General features: G+C 62.1%; 17 protein-coding genes. 8 read left to right on the forward strand and 9 right to left on the reverse strand.

Translation table 11 applies throughout. The features are described from left to right. Window positions 1–171: 171 nt before the first annotated feature. Window positions 172–1,017 (reverse strand): M15 family metallopeptidase, encoded by an 846-nt coding sequence (locus tag B0G82_RS32700; RefSeq protein ID WP_121310301.1) that lies wholly within the window; start codon window positions 1,015–1,017, stop codon window positions 172–174. A gap of 123 nt (window positions 1,018–1,140) precedes the next feature. On the opposite strand from B0G82_RS32700, the gene B0G82_RS32705 reads away from it, so the two are divergent. Further along, entirely contained in the window at window positions 1,141–2,082 is a 942-nt protein-coding gene (locus B0G82_RS32705; protein WP_121310302.1) for a hypothetical protein, read from the forward strand. Window positions 2,083–2,256: 174 nt separating this feature from the next. Here the strand turns inward: B0G82_RS32705 and B0G82_RS32710 are convergent, their stop codons facing one another. Next, window positions 2,257–3,213: a LysR family transcriptional regulator gene (locus B0G82_RS32710; protein ID WP_147439596.1), complete on the reverse strand. Its 957-nt coding sequence runs from the start codon at window positions 3,211–3,213 to the stop codon at window positions 2,257–2,259. 763 nt (window positions 3,214–3,976) lie between these two features. Then, the gene (locus B0G82_RS32715; RefSeq protein WP_121310304.1) at window positions 3,977–5,029 is read right to left on the reverse strand and encodes an NAD(P)-dependent alcohol dehydrogenase; all 1,053 of its coding nucleotides are present in this window, start codon (window positions 5,027–5,029) and stop codon (window positions 3,977–3,979) included. Between the two features lie 318 nt (window positions 5,030–5,347). Here B0G82_RS32715 and B0G82_RS32720 point away from each other — a divergent pair, with 318 nt between their 5' ends. Continuing rightward, complete coding sequence (locus B0G82_RS32720) at window positions 5,348–6,316, forward strand: AraC family transcriptional regulator (protein WP_121310996.1); 969 nt, start codon at window positions 5,348–5,350, stop codon at window positions 6,314–6,316. Between the two features lie 19 nt (window positions 6,317–6,335). Here the strand turns inward: B0G82_RS32720 and B0G82_RS32725 are convergent, their stop codons facing one another. The 3 genes from B0G82_RS32725 to B0G82_RS32735 form a co-directional block, all read right to left on the reverse strand. After that, a complete protein-coding gene (locus B0G82_RS32725) occupies window positions 6,336–7,112 on the reverse strand; it encodes a molybdopterin-dependent oxidoreductase (protein WP_106280722.1) in 777 nt (258 codons plus the stop codon). Beyond that, a complete protein-coding gene (locus B0G82_RS32730) occupies window positions 7,109–7,744 on the reverse strand; it encodes a cytochrome b/b6 domain-containing protein (protein WP_116144225.1) in 636 nt (211 codons plus the stop codon). The genes B0G82_RS32725 and B0G82_RS32730 overlap by 4 nt, the downstream gene beginning before the upstream one ends. A gap of 92 nt (window positions 7,745–7,836) precedes the next feature. Beyond that, on the reverse strand, window positions 7,837–8,469 hold the full coding sequence (locus tag B0G82_RS32735) for a hypothetical protein (protein ID WP_121310305.1): 633 nt from the start codon (window positions 8,467–8,469) through the stop codon (window positions 7,837–7,839). 200 nt (window positions 8,470–8,669) lie between these two features. On the opposite strand from B0G82_RS32735, the gene B0G82_RS32740 reads away from it, so the two are divergent. Further along, a complete protein-coding gene (locus B0G82_RS32740; RefSeq protein ID WP_106280728.1) occupies window positions 8,670–9,341 on the forward strand; it encodes a heavy metal response regulator transcription factor in 672 nt (223 codons plus the stop codon). Further along, entirely contained in the window at window positions 9,338–10,738 is a 1,401-nt protein-coding gene (locus tag B0G82_RS32745; RefSeq protein WP_121310306.1) for a heavy metal sensor histidine kinase, read from the forward strand. The genes B0G82_RS32740 and B0G82_RS32745 overlap by 4 nt, the downstream gene beginning before the upstream one ends. Here B0G82_RS32745 and B0G82_RS32750 read toward each other — a convergent pair. Then, a complete protein-coding gene (locus B0G82_RS32750) occupies window positions 10,735–11,151 on the reverse strand; it encodes a VOC family protein (protein WP_121310307.1) in 417 nt (138 codons plus the stop codon). The genes B0G82_RS32745 and B0G82_RS32750 overlap by 4 nt on opposite strands. A 54-nt stretch (window positions 11,152–11,205) precedes the next feature. Beyond that, on the reverse strand, window positions 11,206–11,547 hold the full coding sequence (locus tag B0G82_RS32755) for a zinc ribbon domain-containing protein YjdM (RefSeq protein WP_116144233.1): 342 nt from the start codon (window positions 11,545–11,547) through the stop codon (window positions 11,206–11,208). A gap of 270 nt (window positions 11,548–11,817) precedes the next feature. Between B0G82_RS32755 and B0G82_RS32760 the strand changes: the two genes are divergently transcribed. Next, complete coding sequence (locus tag B0G82_RS32760; protein WP_121310308.1) at window positions 11,818–12,120, forward strand: antibiotic biosynthesis monooxygenase; 303 nt, start codon at window positions 11,818–11,820, stop codon at window positions 12,118–12,120. A gap of 125 nt (window positions 12,121–12,245) precedes the next feature. On the opposite strand, the gene B0G82_RS32765 is transcribed toward B0G82_RS32760, so the two are convergent. Continuing rightward, the gene (locus tag B0G82_RS32765) at window positions 12,246–13,724 is read right to left on the reverse strand and encodes a sensor domain-containing diguanylate cyclase (RefSeq protein WP_116144235.1); all 1,479 of its coding nucleotides are present in this window, start codon (window positions 13,722–13,724) and stop codon (window positions 12,246–12,248) included. Window positions 13,725–13,982: 258 nt separating this feature from the next. Here B0G82_RS32765 and B0G82_RS32770 point away from each other — a divergent pair, with 258 nt between their 5' ends. The 3 genes from B0G82_RS32770 to B0G82_RS32780 all read left to right on the forward strand — a co-directional run bounded on the left by B0G82_RS32770 (window position 13,983) and on the right by B0G82_RS32780 (window position 18,876). Further along, window positions 13,983–14,915, forward strand: a complete 933-nt coding sequence (locus tag B0G82_RS32770; RefSeq protein WP_121310309.1) for a 2-hydroxyacid dehydrogenase — start codon at window positions 13,983–13,985, stop codon at window positions 14,913–14,915. A gap of 265 nt (window positions 14,916–15,180) precedes the next feature. Next, entirely contained in the window at window positions 15,181–18,105 is a 2,925-nt protein-coding gene (locus tag B0G82_RS32775; RefSeq protein ID WP_121310310.1) for a molybdopterin-dependent oxidoreductase, read from the forward strand. Window positions 18,106–18,132: 27 nt separating this feature from the next. Next, window positions 18,133–18,876: a 4Fe-4S dicluster domain-containing protein gene (locus tag B0G82_RS32780; protein ID WP_121310311.1), complete on the forward strand. Its 744-nt coding sequence runs from the start codon at window positions 18,133–18,135 to the stop codon at window positions 18,874–18,876. Window positions 18,877–18,892: the final 16 nt, after the last annotated feature.

Here is an 18,892-nt window from a genome sequence, read left to right on the forward strand (position 1 = left end):
ATATTCAGGCGAAAGCGAATACGGCGGAATTGTTAGATCGACAGGTTTTGACCGTGATTACGCTGATCGGAACAATGCCGTTATGCGTGCTGCATTGCCACTTTTCGCCAGAAAAATTGATTGAACGCCCCATGCCAACCTCTTTTATTATCCGGTTTTGCCCATTGCGCCTTAATGACCGCGCCCGAGGACGAAGCCGGGTTTGTGATATTCGACGTGCCCGAGATCCATCATTTTCCAGCGACCACCCCAAGTCAGACCGACCTGTTCGGCTGTCTGCCCGTATAACTGATAACCGCGCATGGCCCAGGGATCTTTTTCTGAAATGACGAGCTTGCCGTCGCGCAAAAACGCATTGTCCGAGGCAAGACCGTATTGGTGATAGCTTTGAAACGCCGCGGCATTGGTGACGTTGCCCCCCATTTGCGCCAGCCGGTTTTGCCGCTCCGGACTGCGATATCCCTCCAGCAAAGCCATTTCATACCCGTATTGTTCGCGCATGATTTTGTACACGAGCAATAAACGCGTTCTGAAATCGGCGTCGAGCAAATTCCAGTCGCGGCTCGCGTCTTTAAGCGCGGGCCGGATCTGCTCGACTTCCCGCGTTGCGAATACCTCCGGCGGCAACGGCGGCGGGGGTACGAGCTGTTCGCCATTCAATAACGCGGCAATTTTCTCGTCCGGAACCCGTGCGGTGTCATCGAATTGGAATAATTGCCGGCCGCGTAAAGCCAATGCCACCAATGGAGGCGTCGCAAGAATACCTGTCGTGGTAAAAATCAGCAAGCGCCGCTTCACCAGTAACTTTTTCATATCGGCTGCGGTCGATTGCGAAATTTTTGCCGAGCGTGCTAATTGACCGCGAGCGCGCGACGCATTACGAGATGCTCCGCGCATAACGCGGCCGTGAATAGCGAGCGCCGCGCCTAATAAAGAGGCGCGTGCCGCCGGCAATAGCAACATTGCGGCGATCACGACGGCGATGGCGAAATAGGCGAGAAGTACTACGGCAATCAAAGGCGACCCCGGAAATTGGAAACAATTGTATTTTGTAATGCTTGCTCTTAGAATCAGGCCTGCTCGGAGCGAGCCGGAACGTATTATCACGGCGAAATAATCCAGGATTCAATGAGACAGTGAATGAGTGCGCCGGAAAGTTCGAATTCCAAAGCCCCGCCTAGCCTGTTATCCGATAAGGCTAAAGGCGCTGACGGCAATGGTTCGCGAATTCTTGCGAACCTTGAAGGCCGCGTTGCGCCGCCTACGGAACAACCACGCCGGTCCAGGGCGCCATGGCTATTGGTCGCGTTGCTGGTGATCGCAGCCGGCGGCTGGGGTGCATGGCATATGCAGCAGCGCGTGCAGAGCGAGTCGCTGGCGGCGGCCACGCCTGAGAGCGTGCAGAAGAGTGCCGCGCCGGCGGCTGCCGCGAGCGCCGCGCCGCAGGTTGTCGCCAAAGCGGAGGCGCCGGCTCCGGCGTCGTCGCAAGCGGCCACGATCGTTGCCGACGATAGCGACAGCAAAGCCGTTGCGGCGTCCGCTACGGCACCCGCCAGCGACGGCAGCCGTCTGTCGCGCGCGCTCGCCGACGGCGCGGAGCCGAGCAGCGCACCCGCACCGGTGGCATCCGCAACGGCCGCTTCCGCGGTCACGGCGCCGGCGGCGAAGCATGGCAAAAGCGCTACGGCGGTGGCCATCAAGGAGAAGCACGAGAGCGCCGTGCACGGCAAGAAGGAAAGTGCGACTGCCGGCAACCGTCATGCGAGCGCGCCGACTGCGGTCGCTCAGTCGAAGAAAACGCGCACGAGCGGTAATGCATCGAAAGATGATTCGGATGCCGATCTATTGGCTGCGCTCGTTGCACGGACCAAGCCGGCGGATGCGAAAGCTGCGGACGGCAAGACCGCGACCAAGGTTAGCGCATCCGCGACACCTGGCAACGCCAAGCTCGCTGAGCGCGTGAAAGAGTGCGGACAGCGCGGATTCTTCGAAGACCAGTTGTGCCGGTGGCGCGTATGTGACGGCCATTGGGGTAAGGATCCCGCGTGCCCGGGATCGGCGCAGCAGGCTCGTCAGCCTTAGTCACACTTCTTCATTCACCCTCGGGCTGCGGCGGTAGCGAAATCAATGCGCAGACTCCGCCGACCAGCATCACGCAATTGTTCAAGACGCTGAACTGCTGACGCGGCCGGTGCCGGTCAAGCTGCCGAACTGACGCGGTTTGCTACCGCGCTGCGCGCCTGCATTCAAGCCGCCTCAGGCGTGATGCAGGCCGCGCAGCAATTGACGGACGCGCGAGAGATCCTGATCCACGTGCTCCGCTTTCTCGAACAACTCCCCCAGCCAGTCCACGAACGCGCGCACGCGCGGCGACACGCGGCGATTCTTCACGTAGGCGACCGAGACCGGCATCGGCACGGGCTTCCATTGCGGCATGACTTCGCGCAGCAGTCCCGAGTCGAGGTACGGTTGCGCGGCGATCCGTGCGGGCTGGATCAGACCGAGGCCTTGCAGGCCGCAGGTGAGATAGGCCTGTTCGTCGCTGACCTTGACGAAGCCTTTCACCTTTACGTTTTGCGCTTCGCCGTTCACTTCGAAATCGAAGTCCACTTCGCGGCCGTTATGCGGCGACATGCAATTGACGGCGGCATGTCCGCGCAAATCGTCGAGATCCGTCGGCGTGCCGTAGCGGGCCAGGTAGGCCGGGCTCGCGCAGGTCACGTGTTCGAGCGTGCCGAGTTGGCGCGCGACCAGATTCGAGTCCGGCAATTCGCCGAGCTGGATGCTGCAGTCGATGGCTTCGGTGATCAGATCGACTGTGCGGTTGCTGATACCGATCGCGAGATCGAGGTTGGGGTAACGCGTGTGGAAGTCTTCGAGCGCTGGCAGCACGATAGCGCTGGCTACGGCGCCGGGCATTTCGATACGCAGACGGCCGGTCAGGTTATCCGTCGCGTGACGGATGCTGGCTTCCATTTCGTCGATGTCGGCGAGGATTTGCGCACAGCGTTCGTAGTAGGCGGCGCCTTCGGGGGTGACGCTTAGGCGCCGCGTTGTGCGGGCTAGAAGGGCTGTGCCTAGCAGGGCTTCCAGATTCTGGACGATGGTGGTCGCCGTGGCGCGCGGAATGTTTAATGATTCCGCTGCGCGGGTGAAGCTGTTGGTGTCCACGATTCGGATGAAGGTGCGCATTGCAGTTATTCTGTCAATCACGGGTTCATGCTCCTGTCGAGGGTTGCTTTTGGTTTTTTTCTTGCCTGTTTTTTGGTGGCGTTTTTTTGTTTGGGATGCTTAGGGTTTTGGCCTTTCCTTGCTTTTTTAGTGGTCTATTAGTGTTGCCCCTGTGCGGGGCGGCACTTACTTCTCTTTGCCGGCCGCAAAGAGAAGTAAGCAAGAGAAAGCGGCTCAAACCGCTAGCTCATAAGCGGGTTCCTCGCGCAGTCGCGCTGGTGGTGCATCTGGAATCTGTCTTCTCGCACATTTCGCGCACGTGACACAGCAGTCATTCTTCCCGCCTCGCGCTCCGCGCTCGCCGGGGCGGTCCACTTAGGAATCGGTGGCTTCGTTTTGTGCGTTGTGGGGGCCGTCGGCATCGCCTCGGCGATGCGTCGAAAAAGACGATTGGTTTAATTTGTACCGGGGGGCGCGCGTAGCGCCGCCGGAAGAATGACTGCTTTGTCACTCACGCCGAATGTGTGAGAGCACGGATTCCAGATGTGCCGCTACCGCGGCTGTGCGGGGGACCCGCTTAAGGGCTAGCGGTTTGAGCCGCTTTCTCTTGCCTACTTCTCTTTGCGGCGGCAAAGAGAAGTAGGTGCCGCCCCGCACAGGGGCAACGCTAATAGACCACTAACAAAGCAAGGAAAGGCCAACACCCCAACGTAACAACCAATCACAGGTCAAGAAAAAAACCAGAACCAGCCCGCGCCGCAAGCCAAAAAAACGACCCGCAGCGCAAGCCAAAAAACCAAAAAAATCACTTCCGCAAGGAATCCATATCAATCACAAACCGATACTTAACATCACTCTTCAGCATCCGTTCAAAAGCCTCATTGATCCCCTTCATAGGAATAACTTCGATATCCGAAGTAATCCCATGTTCCCCGCAGAAATCCAACATTTCCTGCGTCTCAGCAATCCCACCAATCAACGACCCAGCCAACCGGCGACGCTTGAAGATCAGATTGAACACCTGCGGCGACGGATGATCATGCTCCGGTGCGCCGACCAGCGTCATAGTCCCATCCCGCTTAAGCAGATTCAAAAACGGATTCAAATCATGCTGAGCAGCAACCGTATTCACGATCAGATCGAAGCTATTCAAATGCGCTTCCATTTCCTCGGCATTCTTCGAAATCACGACTTCATGCGCACCCAACCGCTTCGCATCTTCAATCTTGGAAGGCGAGGTAGTGAACAACACAACATGCGCACCCATCGCGCGAGCGAGCTTCACACCCATATGCCCCAAACCGCCAAGACCGACAATGCCGACCTTCTTGCCAGGACCAGCACCCCAGGTCCGCAGCGGCGAATACGTCGTGATCCCCGCGCACAGCAACGGTGCCACGCCAGCGGGATCGAGATTCTCCGGCACACGCAGCGTGAAGGCTTCATCCACGACGAGTTGCGTGGAATAACCACCGTAAGTGATCTGCCCGTCAACTCGATCAACACCGTTATACGTGCCGACAAAACCGTTTTCGCAATACTGCTCGAGATCTTCCTTGCAACTCGCACAGGTGCGGCACGAATCCACCAGACAGCCGACGCCGACCAGGTCGCCAGCCTTGTACTTCGTGACATCCGGACCCACCGCGGTCACGCGGCCGACAATCTCATGGCCCGGCACAACCGGAAACACCGTGTTCTTCCATTCGTTGCGCGCCTGATGCAAATCGGAATGGCACACACCGCAAAACAGAACTTCCATCTGCACGTCGTGGGCGCGCAGTTCGCGGCGCTGGATTTCGAACGGGGCGAGCGGCGCAGTAGCGTCGGTCGCTGCATAGGCGTAAGTCGTGCTCATGGGTAGCTCCAGCAAAGAGGGTGAAGTTGCAAGGCGTCGGCGATGGGCGACATATGCCGCCGATGTGGCCAACCTCGTCATGAACCGGGATCACGGCGCGGGCGGTGGCTGGCAAATTCGTCAAACTGGCAATTGGCAACCGAGCCCGGCGCAGCGCGGAAAAGGATGATCCGGCAGGGTTCCCATGATAGGAGCGGGCAGGCAGCCCGGGAATACCTGAATGTCTTGAAGATTTGCCTAAAACTCCTGGCGAGAAGCGCGATAGGTTGTTTGGTGCTAAATTTCAAGCATTATTCTCTCGCACGTCACTATACCGTCATGTCCCACCGTTCCGCTGAACCCGTCTCGGTCGATCCCGCCCAGCAGCGCCTGGTCGAATTATTCGATGTGCTCGCGCCCACCCCGGGCTTCACGCGCACAAGTCTCGAAGGCGTCAATCTGATGCGCGCGAATAGTCCCATGCCGCGCATGCCGGTCATGTACGAACCGAGCATCGTGATCGTCTGCCAGGGCCGCAAGCGCGGCTTTCTCGGCGATCAGGTGTTTCAGTACGACGCGCAGCAGTACCTGGTGCTCTCAGTGCCGTTGCCATTCGAATGCGAAACCGAGGCGAGTGCGGAAGAGCCGTTTCTCGCCATCTCGGTGCGCGTCGATCTGACCATGGTGGCCGAATTGCTGATGGCGTTGAACGAAACGCAGGGCGCCGCGCAGAACGAACCCGTCGGCATTTATTCGACACCGCTCGACCCGGCGCTGTGCAATGCGGTGCAGCGGCTGATGGATGCGCTGGCTTCGCCGCTCGACGCGCGTATTCTCGCGCCCGGCGTGGTGCGCGAAATCTGTTATCGCGTGCTGACCGGCGAGCAGGGCGACGCGATTCGCGCGGCGCTCACGCATCAGAATCATTTCGGCCGCATTGCCAAAGCGCTGCGGCGAATTCATGCCGACTACCATGGCGTGCTCGGCGTCGATACGCTCGCGTCCGAAGCAGGCATGAGCCTCGCCGTGTTTCATGCGCAGTTTAAAGCGGTCACCGCGACTTCGCCGATGCAATACGTAAAGACCACGCGTTTGCATCACGCGCGTTTGCTGATGGTGCAGGATGGGCTGAATGCGGGCGCGGCCGCGGCGCGCGTCGGTTATGAAAGCGCGTCGCAGTTCAGCCGCGAGTTCAAGCGTCTGTTCGGGTTGAGTCCGGTCGACGAAGTGAAGCGCATGCGCGCCCTCTACGACGCGCCGCCGCCGCGCGTGGTGAAACCCGTAGCGCGTTACGTTACTGCCGTGTGATCGGGCAAAACGGACCGCACTACAAACCGCTGAACCAGTTGTACCCCTGGTCTTCCCAATAGCCGCCGGGATTCGTGTTAGTCACGAAAATCGCCGCGATGTGCTTGGGATTCTTGAAGCCGAGTTTGGTCGGCACGCGCAGCTTCAAGGGATAACCGTATTTGGCCGGCAGCGGCTCGTTGCGAAAATCGAGCGTGAGCTGCGTCTGCGGATGCAGGGCCGTCGCCATGTCGAGGCTGGAGTAATAGCGGTCCGCGCATTTGAACCCAACATAGCGCGCATTCAGATCGGCGCCGATGCGCTCCAGAAACGTGCGAAACGGCACGCCGCGCCATTGTCCGATCGCGCTCCATCCTTCAATACAGATGTGGCGAGTGATCTGCGAAGCCTGCGGCAACGCGCGTAGCTGATCGAGGTTCCAGGTGCGCTTGTCCGAGACGAGCCCTGACACTTCCAGTTGATACGTCGAGCCGTCGATGTCCGGCGCGTCGAACTCCGGATAGAAGGCGTTGAAGGGGAACGGGTCGGTGATTTCGCGCGCCGAATAGGTCGGTGCAAGCTTGTTGCGGTCGAACAGCCAGCCCTGCACGCGATCGTTCCAGCGCGACATCGCCCAGAGCACCTTGTCGACCGAATCGCCGTCCTGCATGTTGCAGCCCGAGAGCATCGCCAGTGCGCCGATGGAGAGCGACGAACGCAGGAACATGCGCCGTTGCAGCCGCTCGATTTGCGGTTGATGGTCGGCAAGCACGATGCGTGAGCGGCGTGCGTCGCGGTTGGTTTTTGGTGCGCTCATGCCTCGCTCCCTTTATGTGCCGGATGTGGCCGTGCGTGTCCGGTCAGCATCGGCAGCAAGGTGCGCGGCACCAGCAGCACGAGCGCCAGATGCACGACCACGAAACCGACCACGCCTGCCATTGCAATGAAATGCACGCGTCGCGCAAAATCAAAGCCGCCGAATAGTGCGGTGAGCCATGAGAATTGCACGGGCTTCCAGATCGACAGCCCCGACGCGACCAGCAACACGCCAAGACATAGCACCAGCAGATACAGCGCGCGCTGCACTGCGTTATATTTGCCGGTATCGTGCGGTAGCTTGAAGCGCAGCGCGAGGCTGGCGTCATGCGCCACGTCGCGTGGATGAACCGGCAACAGCTTGCGCCGGAAATGCCCACGTCCGACGCCATACGCGAAATACAGCAGCCCGTTCGCGCACAGCAGCCACATGGCCGCGAAATGCCACGCAATCGAGCCGCCTAGCCATCCGCCGACGGTCGCCCAAACCGGAAACCGGAACGGGAAAAACGGTGACGCGTTATAAATGGCCCAGCCGCTCATCACCATGCAGACCATCGCGAATGCGTTGATCCAGTGCGTGATTCGTACGGCGAGCGGGTGAACGGGCAGGCGCGTTGGGGTGTCGGGCATGGTGTGAAGCTCACGAGACAAACGGGGAGTCGAAAAGCCGCGTCCTGCAAGAACGCGGCTGCCCGGCTCAAGGTGAAAACAGCAGCACTGTCTTACATCGGCGGCGTCACGCCATGCTCGCCCGCGGAGATAAAGTTGGCGGCCATCGAGCCGTCGGCTTCCTTGTGCGCGAACAACACGACTTTCGCGCCGGGCACCAGCAGCGAACGGTCACCCGATTCCAGCGCGACGATAGGCACGTCCTGCGGAATCACGATTTTCTTTTCGCCGTCCTTGTACTTCACGGTGATCGTGCGGCCGTTGCTGACCACGAGCGAACCCACCGTGCCGTTGGTCATCGAACTGTTGCCGCCGAGATCCCACGGACGGTGACCTTCGCCGGCGCCGCGCATGCTCGCCGGAAACACATGCACTTCAAGCGCCTTCAGCGTGCCGTCCGCCTGCGGAATCGCGGCGGTGCCGACATAGCTGTCCGGCTTGATATCGTTGATGTTTGCGAGCACCACGCCGCGGATCGGCGTGTCCTTGACGAGCTTCACGTCGACGTCTTTGCCGTCGCGCGTGTGGACCTTGAGCAGATCGCCCGACAGCGATGTCACCGTGCCACGGACACCGGTGGGCACGGCACTCTGGGCATGCGCAACCGGTCCAGCGGCAAGCAAAACAGCGGCGACGAGCGCGGGGGCGGCGAAAGCGCGCAACGCACGCGGGGAAACGATCTTCATGAATCTGCTCCAGGTGGTGAAGGACGGGGGCAGATTAGACCCGGGACCGGCTCCGGCGAGTGACAGACGGATGACAAAAACGTCATGAACGGCGCGCGGCGGACACGTAGAATGACCGGCATATCCACGTCCAGAATTCGGCGAGCGGCAGGGCGAGGCTCTGCGCCAACGCCGAATCGGAGCACCGAGCACCGAGCACCATGAGTATCCTCGTCATCGAAGACGATCCGAAAACCGGCGACTACCTGAAGAAGGGCTTGCGCGAGAGCGGCTATGCGGTCGATCTCGCGCGCACCGGCACGGACGGCCTGCACATGGCGCTCGAAAATGCGTACGACCTCGTGGTGCTGGATGTGATGCTGCCCGGTATCGACGGTTGGGAAATCATGCGTGCGCTGCGGGCGCGGCGCGATCTGCCGGTGATCTTCCTGACCGCGCGCGACCATGTCAGCGATCGAATTCGCGGTCTTGAACTCGGCGCGGACGATTACCTCGTCAAGCCGTTTTCATTTACCGAACTGATGCTGCGCATCCGCACGCTGCTGCGCCGCGGTGTGATCCGCGAGAGCGACGTGTTCGAGATCGCCGACCTCAAGCTCGATGTGCTGCGCCGCAAGGTGACGCGTGAAGGCGTGGAGATTCCGCTCACCAATAAGGAATTCATGCTGCTGCATCTGCTGGTGCGCCGTCAGGGCGAAGCGCTGTCGCGCACGCAGATCGCTTCTGAAGTGTGGGATATGAACTTCGACAGCGACACCAACGTGGTCGACGTGGCCATTAAACGGCTGCGCGCCAAGATCGATCATCCATTTGAAAAGAAGCTGATCCATACGGTGCGCAGCATCGGCTACGCGTTCGGCGACGGCTCATGAAATTCTGGACCAGGCGCTCGCTCACGGCTCGCACTACGATACTGTTCGCGACGATCGCATGCGTGGTGATCGGCACGCTCGGCGCGTACTTCTATCACTCCGCCGAAGTCTCGCTGCAACGCCGCGCCGACGTGGTGCTGGCCGCCCGTGTCGAGCATTTCAGCCGCATCGTGCGCGATCTCTATCCGGTCGGCGAACTGAAGACCCGGCCCTTGCTATTCGAGACCATGCTCGGCGCGGAACAGGACGTGCTGCTGTTTCGCCGCCCGGGCGAGGCGCCGTTCATCGACGTGAACCCGGCGGGCGTGGCCGTGCCCGCGCTGCAAGCCGACGCGGAGGGGCGCTTGCCGACCTTCGCCGATATCCGCCAGACGCACCTGGCCAACGGCGTGCCGGTGCATTGGGCGATCGCAACCGCAAAGGCACGCGAAGACGGCACCGAAGTCGAAGTGATCGCCGGCCATCCGATGACGGAGGAAATGCGCATGCTGGCGGCGTACCGCGACCGCATCGTGCTGGCCACGCTGATCGGCATGCTGGCCGCGACGCTGCTCGCCTGGTACGTGCTGCGCCGCGCGCTACGCCCGGTTCGCGAGATTGCCACGCGGGCCGCGCAGATCAGCCCCACGAGCCTGTCGGTGCGGCTCGACAGCGAGGCGGCGCCGCTCGAATTGCGCCAGATCACGCATGCGTTCAACGCGATGCTCGACCGTCTCGCCGAGGGCTATCAACGGCTCTCGCAGTTTTCCGCCGATCTGGCCCACGAGATCCGGACGCCGGTCGGCGCATTGATAGGGCAAACGCAGGTGACGCTCGCGCGGACCCGCGAGCCCGACGAGTATCAGCAGGTGCTCGAATCGAATCTCGAAGAACTGAGCCGCCTGAGTCATATCGCGGAGAACATTCTGTTTCTCGCGCATGCGGACCATGCTGCGCTCTCGGTGGAACGTGAGCCGGTCGATCTGCGTGAGGAACTCGTCAGGATCGCAGATTATTTCGAAGGTCCCGCCGACGAACGCGGGATGCGCTTCGTGGTCGAGGCCGCAGGCGTGGCGTCGGTCAATCCGATGCTGTGCCGCCGCGCGATCAACAACCTGGTGGTCAATGCCGTGCGTTACGGGGCGAGCGACACCGTGGTGCGTCTGCGTGGCACGCAGGACGAGGCGGGCGCCACCGTGGCGGTCGAAAACGACGGCGCGCCGATTCCCGAAGAGCAGCTAGGCCGTCTGTTCGACCGCTTCTATCGCGCGGACGCGGCGCGCAGCGCGTCCACCGAATCGAGCGGTCTGGGTCTCGCGATCGTCAAGGCGATCATGCATTTGCATGGCGGCACGGCAAGCGTGGTGTGTCCGGCGCCGGGCGTGGTGCGCTTCGAGTTGCGCTTTCCGGGCGCCTAAGTGCGCGTCGCGCCGGCCGGGTTTTCCGGTTCGTGACAGCACACGCAGAGCTTGTTGCCGTCCGGATCGCAAAAGTACGCGCCGTAATAGTTCGCGTGATATTGCGGACGCAAACCGGGCGGCCCCTCGCACGTGCCGCCGTGAGCGAGCGCTGCGACGTGCGCGCGATCCACCGTGACGCGGTCCGCGGCGAGCAGGGCGATCATTTGGCCGTTGCCGGCCGACGCGGGTTGGCCATCGTAGGGCTTACCGATCACGAACAGCGGGCGCGGCGCATCCGCCGCCATCCAGCCGGACCAGCATGCTTCCGGATCGCGGAATTTGAGGCGCAGATCGAGCGTGCCCATCAGCGAGTCGTAAAAGCTGCAAGCACGCTCGAAATCGCCGATACCGATGAAAACGTGGGAAAGCATCGCTGTCGCTCCTGGTGACTACTGGCTGCACACGCCAGCGCTGTTCGTTCAGACTCAAACCTTCTTCAGATACGCGGCCTTCAGCATAAAGTTGCCGGCGTCCATCTTGCAGTCCACTTCGTGATCGCCGCCGACAAGACGAATGCTCTTCACCTTGGTGCCCATTTTCAGCGTGATCGACGAGCCTTTCACTTTCAGGTCCTTGATCAGCACGACGGCATCGCCATCGGCCAGCGGGTTGCCGTTGGCGTCCTTGACCACGCGTGCGTCGGCTTCGTCGACGGACGCAGCGGCGTTCATCGGCCATTCATGCGCGCAGTCGGGGCAGACGTAGTTGTCGCCGTCCGGGTAGGTGTTTTCCATCGCGCACTGCGGGCAGGCGGGAATTGTCGACATGATTTTTTCCAGACCGCGGCGCCGGGCCGCGGAAAACTTCAGGGGCGGCGAGTATAGCCGACGGACGCCGGGCGGCCCGCATCCGCAACACGGAATGCTGTGCTAGCGCAAACCGGCGTGTGTAGATCTTGACGCGAAAAGCGTATGACGGCGCTAGACGGGCAGCGGACTATACTCTTCCGATAGACCGGCGGTCCCCAATGTCTCGTCGTGCTTTGCGAACCCTCGCAAAGTACATCATTGTTCGCATCTCACAGCAGGAGTTCTGTCATGGTCAAGCTCGCCCTGTACGTTCGTCTTGAAGCCAAACCCGGCAAGGAAAAAGACGTCGAAGCGTTTCTGCTCGGCGGCTTGCCGCTGGTCGAGGAGGAGCCGGGCACTGTCGCGTGGTTCGGTTTGAAACTGGGGCCGTCCACCTTCGGTATCTTCGACGCCTTTCCGGATGAAGCCGGCCGTGAAGCACACCTGAACGGCAAGGTGGCGGCCGCGCTGATGGCGAAGGCCGGCGACCTGTTCGTCTCGCCGCCCACGATCGAAAAAGTGGACGTGCTGGCAGCGAAATTGCCGGGCTAGGCGAAGCACCGACCGCGGGGCGGGGGCCGGTCGCTCCGTTGTCCGGTTCGCCGACCCCGTAACGCAAAAAACGCGCTGATCATCCGACGACGCCACGCCATGATCCGGCGCGGCCAAGCCAGTGTTTAGCGGCCCGCCGGGTCGCCCGCCGGCTGGCTCGCGTAGGTCGCGCGCTTTTCCTCGTACATCAGCAGATCGGCCCGCTGCACGCCCGCTTCGAGCCGGTCGCCGCGCTGGCAGGTGGCCGCGCCCATCGAGAAACTGAGCGGTGACCCCGGATAAAACTGATTGTTCAGCTCGATCAGTTGGCGGATCGCATCGATCATTGCGGCGCCCCCGCGCTCGTCGGTGTCCGGCATCAGGATCGCGAACTCGTCGCCGCCAATCCGCGCCGCATGAAACGGCGTCTCGGTCGCCTTGGCGAGCACCTCGCCGGCGCGCCGCAAGAGCGCGTCGCCGGCCGCGTGGCCGAGCTGATCGTTGACACGTTTCAAGCCGTTCAGATCGGCCATGATGATCGTCACGGGCCACGGACCCTTGCGTTCGAGCCGGTTCAATTCGTCCACGTAGAACGAGCGGTTGCGCAGTTTAGTCAGCACGTCGTGCTTGCCGAGGAACTCGAGGTAGGCTTCGGCCTTCTTGCGCGCCGTGATGTCCGTGAGCGCCACCAGCACCAGATCCCAGCTCTGCTCATGCCCCGGCAGCACGGAAAACTGCAGGTGCACATGCACCTCGCTGCCGTCGAGCGAATAGTTGAGCACTTCGCGCTGCTGGAACAGCTTGCCGTCCCATAGATCGACCAGTTGCTCGCGGAAATGCGGACGCATGTCGTCGCGGAACACCTCGGCGAGATGCGACAGCAGCGTTTTCTTGTCCTTCGCCGCGAACATGTCGAGCGTGTGCTGGTTCACGTCGAGCACATGGATTTCCTGCATGCAACGTTCGACGAACTCGGGATGCACGTCCGTAAACACGCGGAAATCGTTGATGCCGGCCGCCCGTGCTTCGTCGAGCAGACGCTTGACCGCGCTGAAATCCTCCACCCACAGCGACACTGGCGAATATTCGAACAGACCGCGCACATACTGCTCGGCAAGCGTCATGCGATGCCGCGCGCCTTCCAGTTCTGTAATGTCTTCCACCGACACCAGCACGCGATCCCAGCGCGCCTCGTGGCCGGGCAGCACGGCGCCCTTGAGCAGCACGTCGAGGCGGCGTCCGCCGAGCGTGTAGTTGACTGTCTGGCTGGTGAACTGCGCTTGGCCGGCCCACAACTGGCATAACTCTTCCAGGTGGGTCTTGAGCATGTCGTCGCGGAACACCGAGGCGAGATTGCCGGTGAGCGCCTCGAAATCGACTGCCTCGAATTGCGTTAGCGTCTTCTGATTGACCTTGATGACGCGGATGCTGTGCGCGCATTGCGCGACGCAGCCCGGATTGGCGGCGAAATGCGCGCGCAGATCGGTTATGCCGTCTGCCCGCCATGCATCGAACAAGGCGCGCACGCCGCTGAAGTCTTCGAGCCAGAGCGAGACGGGCGCGAGTTCGAACATCTCGGAATCGTCGTTGGCGGGCGCCGGGCCGGGCGGGAGGATATCCAGCATGAGATTCTCAAAATCGGAAGTGCCGCTATTTTAAGACGGGTTCGGCTGTGGCTGAAAAGAAAGACCGGTTACGCATCATTTTTACGTCAGTCCATCCAGTGGGATAACGGCGCCGTACCGTTGGACTTGAGGCGCGCCAGGACGCATCCAGCGGGGCGGCCGACCCTTCAGCGGGCTTACCGGCAAGCCTTCCGGAGGCTTGTTACACTGGCCTGCAAATTGTCCTGTCCATTCACGTCGCCAGGAAAAAGCGCCGCCATGAAGCCATCCCTGCTGGTTCTGATCCACCTTAACGATGCAAGCCGCGCGAAGATCGAAGCCGCGTTCGACGTGGTCTATGCGCCCGACGCCACCGCGCGAGCCGCCGCGCTCGACGCGCACGGTGAGACGATTCGCGCCGTGCTGACCAACGGCACGACCGGGCTCGCCGCCGCGGACATCGACCGCATGCCGCAACTCGAACTGATCAGCGCGCTGGGCGCGGGCTATGAAAACCTCGCTATCGACCACGCCCGCTCGCGCGATATCGTGGTCGTCAACGGCGCGGGGACCAACGATCATTGCGTGGCCGATCATGCGTTCGCGCTGCTGCTCGCGGTGGTGCGCGACGTGCCGCAACTCGATCAGGCCACGCGCAAGGGTGTGTGGCGCGATTCGTTGCCGATGCAACCGAACGTCTCCGGCAAGCGCCTCGGCATTGTCGGGCTCGGCAACATCGGCGAGAAAGTCGCGCGGCGCGGCGCGGGGTTCGAGATGGAAATCGGCTATCACAACCGTAAGCCGCGTGAAGGCTCGCCGCATCGGTATTTCGATAGCGTGGCAGGCCTTGCGCGCTGGAGCGACTTTTTGATCGTCGCGACGCCGGGCGGTGCGGGCACGCGTCATCTGATCGGCGCGGCGGTGTTCGAGGCGCTAGGTCCGCAGGGCTTCGTGGTCAACGTGTCGCGCGGCAGCGTGCTCGATACGGCGGCGCTCGCGCAGGCGCTCACAGCAGGGACGATTGCCGGCGCCGCGCTCGACGTCTACGAGAGCGAGCCCAATCCGCCCGAAGCCTTGCTAATGCTGCAGAACGTGGTGCTGACGCCGCACGTGGGCGGCCGCTCGCCGGAAGCGATCACAGCCTCGGTCGATAACTTTCTGGACAACGCCCGCCGGCATTTTGCGGGCGATGCGGTACTGACGCCGATCTGATGTCCAGAACCGGCGCGGTCAGTACTACCTGCCTTCGTTGCTGTCCGGCCGGTTGCCGATGTACTCGTACTCTTCGTCGGACAGCGCGTGCGGCATGGCCGACGCTAGCCGCCCCGTCGTCGAAAGCCAAACACAAACTATCGGCGCAGCGGATAGTTTCTCTCGAAAATGGCGATTTCCCTTGTGAGGCGACGGCGCATAGGATGTGCGGTATCGCATCACCACCGCTTCGGCGCGACAGCCGAAACAGCGACGGAGACCCCGCATGGAACATCACGCTCGCACGCAGAACGAACGGCTCGACATCAAGACGACCACCTGCTACATGTGCGCCTGCCGCTGCGGCATTCGAGTGCATCTTCGCGAAGGCGAGGTGCGCTACATCGACGGCAATCCGGAGCATCCGCTCAACCAGGGCGTGATCTGCGCGAAGGGCGCTTCGGGCATCATGAAGCAGTACTCTCCCGCGCGTCTCACGCAACCGCTGATGCGCAAGCCGGACGCGGAGCGCGGCAGCGCGCAGTTCGTGCCGGTGTCGTGGGAGCATGCATTCGAGGTGCTCGAAAAGCGTCTGGGCCACATTCGCGCTACCGACCCGAAAAAATTCGCGCTCTTCACCGGCCGCGACCAGATGCAGGCGCTGACCGGGCTCTTCGCCAAACAGTTCGGTACGCCTAATTACGCGGCGCATGGCGGCTTCTGCTCGTCCAATATGGCGGCGGGCATGATCTATACGATCGGTGGCTCGTTCTGGGAATTCGGCGGCCCGGACCTCGACAGCGCCAAGCTCTTCTTCATGATCGGCACGGCGGAAGATCATCATTCGAACCCGCTCAAGATCGCCATTTCGAAATTCAAGCGCGCGGGCGGCCGCTTCATCGCGATCAATCCGATTCGCACGGGCTACGCGGCGATCGCCGACGAGTGGGTGCCGATCAAGCCCGGCACCGACGGCGCGCTGTTCATGGCGTTCCTCCACGAGTTGATTGCCGCCGACGCGTGGGATCACGAATTCGTGCGCCGCTACACCAACGCGGCGGAACTCGTCTCGCTCGACGAAGCCAGCGAAAACTTCGGCCTGTTCGTGCGCGATCCCGAGCGGCCGGTCGGCAATCCGCTGTTTCCGCAGAATCACCTCTGGTGGGACACTCAAGCCGCGCGCGCCGTGCCGCATCACGCGGCCGGCGTCAGTCCCGCGCTCGACGGCCGCTATACGCTCGACGATGGCACACCCGTCACGCCGTCGTTCGCCTTGCTGCGCGAACGCGTGGCCGGTTGCACGCCCGAGTGGGCTGCCGTCATCACCGGCATTTCGGCCGACACGATTCGCCGCCTCGCCGGTGAAATGATCCAGACGAGCCGCGCTCATCGCATCACCTTGCCGATCCGCTGGACCGACGCATGGGGCGAGACGCACGAAACCGTCACCGGCAACCCGGTCGCCTTTCACGCAATGCGCGGGCTGGCGGCGCACTCCAATGGCTTCCAGTCGATCCGCGCGCTAGCCGTGCTGATGTCGCTGCTCGGCACGATCGACACGCCCGGCGGCTTTCGTCACAAGTCGCCGTTTCCGCGTGCCGTGCCGCCGTCGGCGAAACCGCCGAACAGCCCCGATGCCGTCAAGCCGAATACGCCGCTTGCCACCGGCCCGTTGGGCTGGCCCGCCGCGCCCGAGGATCTGTTCATCGACGAACAGGGCGGCCCGGTACGCATCGACAAGGCGTTCTCGTGGGAATATCCGCTCGCCGTGCATGGCCTGATGCACAGCGTGATTACCAACGCGTGGCGCGGCGATCCGTATCCCATCGACACGCTGATGATTTTCATGGCCAACATGGCGTGGAATTCATCGATGAATACGATGAAAGTGCGTGAAATGCTGGTCGACAAGCACGCCAGCGGCGAGTACAAGATTCCGTTTCTGGTGGTGTGCGACGCGTTTCAGTCGGAGATGACCGCGTTCGCCGATCTGATCCTGCCCGACACGACCTATCTGGAACGGCACGACGCGATGTCCATGCTCGACCGGCCGATCTCCGAATTCGACGGCCCGGTGGATTCGGTGCGCGTGCCGGTTGTGCCGCCTACCGGTGAATGCAAGCCGTTCCAGGAAGTGCTGATCGAGCTTGCGTCGCGTCTGAAGTTTCCTGCCTTCACGACCGCGGAGGGCGCGCGCCGCTTTCGCGACTATCCCGACTTCGTCGTCAATTTCACGACGTCGCCGGATTCCGGCGTGGGCTTTCTGATCGGCTGGCGTGGCAAAAATGGCGACAAGGCCTTGGTGGGCGAACCGAATCCGAACCAGTGGGAGCAGTACGCGAAGAACAATTGCGTGTTCCATTACCCGTTGCCCGAGACGCTGCAATATATGCGCAACTGCAACGGACCGTATCTCGAGTGGGCGGTCGAGCATGGTTTCCGCAAGTTCAGCGAGCCGATTCTGATCCAGCTTTACTCCGACGTGATGCAGAAATTCAGGCTCGCCGCGCAGGGCCGCACGAGCGGCAGGCAACCGCCGGATCATTTGCGCGCGCGGGTGGAAAAGTACTTCGATCCGCTACCGTTCTGGTATGCGCCGCTCGAAAGCGCGGCGACCGACCTCGACAGGTTTCCGCTCGCCGCGGTGACCCAGCGGCCAATGGCGATGTACCACTCGTGGGACTCGCAGAACGCATGGCTGCGGCAGATTCACGGCGAGAACTATCTGTACATGAATCCGTTGATGGCGGCCGAGAACGGTATCGCCGACGGCGCGTGGATCTACGCCGAATCGCAATGGGGCCGCGTGCGCTGCATGGCACGTTTCAGCGAGACCGTCGAGCCGGGCACGGTATGGACGTGGAACGCGATCGGCAAGGCGTCGGGCGCATGGAATCTCGGGCCGGGCGCGAACGAATCGCAACGCGGTTTCCTGCTCAATCACCTCATCACCGACGAGTTGCCCAACCGCGTCGACGACGTAGCGCGAAGCATGTCGAATTCCGATCCGGTGACGGGCCAGGCCGCATGGTACGACGTGCGCGTGCGCATCTATCCGGCGGAGGCGGACGCGCGGCATACGCTGCCGCAGTTCGCAGCGATGCCCGCCGTGCCGGGCGAGAACGGTGTGATCTCGCGGATCGTGCAAACCTACTTCGCGGGACGAGGGGAGTTCGCGGCGCGGCTGCGCGGCGCGACGGCGCGCAAATAACATCGGGACAGCCGCAAGGAGCCTGTGATGACACAGATGGCATTGGTGATCGACCTGAACGTGTGCGTGGGGTGCCACGCCTGCGTGACGAGTTGCAAGGAGTGGAACACGTCGGGCGAATCGGGCAGTCTCGCCGATATGAATCCGTACGACGCGGATCCGTCCGGCACGTTCTTCAACCGGGTGCAGAGCTTTGAGGCCGGCAGTTTTCCCAACGCGGAGACGATTCATTTTCCGAAGTCGTGTCTGCACTGCGAGGATCCGCCGTGCGTGCCGGTCTGTCCGACCGGTGCAAGCTATAAGCGCAAGGAAGACGGGCTCGTGCTGGTGGACTTCGACCGCTGTATCGGCTGCAAGTATTGCGCGTGGGCGTGTCCGTACGGCGCGCGCGAACTCGACGAAAGCCGCAAGGAGATGACCAAGTGCACGCTATGCGCCGATCGGATCCACGATGAAAATCTGTCCGAACGCGATCGGCAGCCGGCCTGTGTGCTCGCTTGCCCGACTTCTGCGCGGCTGTTCGGCGATATTCACGATCCGGAGTCGGTGGTGTCGAAGGCGATCCAGGAGCGCGGCGGTTATCAGTTGATGCCCGAGTGGAATACGCGGCCGGCGAATCACTATTTGCCGCGCGTGCCCACCGAGGCTGCGGGCTGCGGCAGTGGCTCGTGCGCGTGCAAATCGACGGGCTCGGTACAGGAACCGGAATCGCTCGATGCGCAATTCGAGCGCGGCGAGTTGCATCTTGCGTCGATGGCGACGCGCATCTAATCAACCCATAGGACCT

This window comes from Paraburkholderia sp. BL17N1 (assembly GCF_003634175.1).
Lineage (GTDB): Bacteria > Pseudomonadota > Gammaproteobacteria > Burkholderiales > Burkholderiaceae > Paraburkholderia.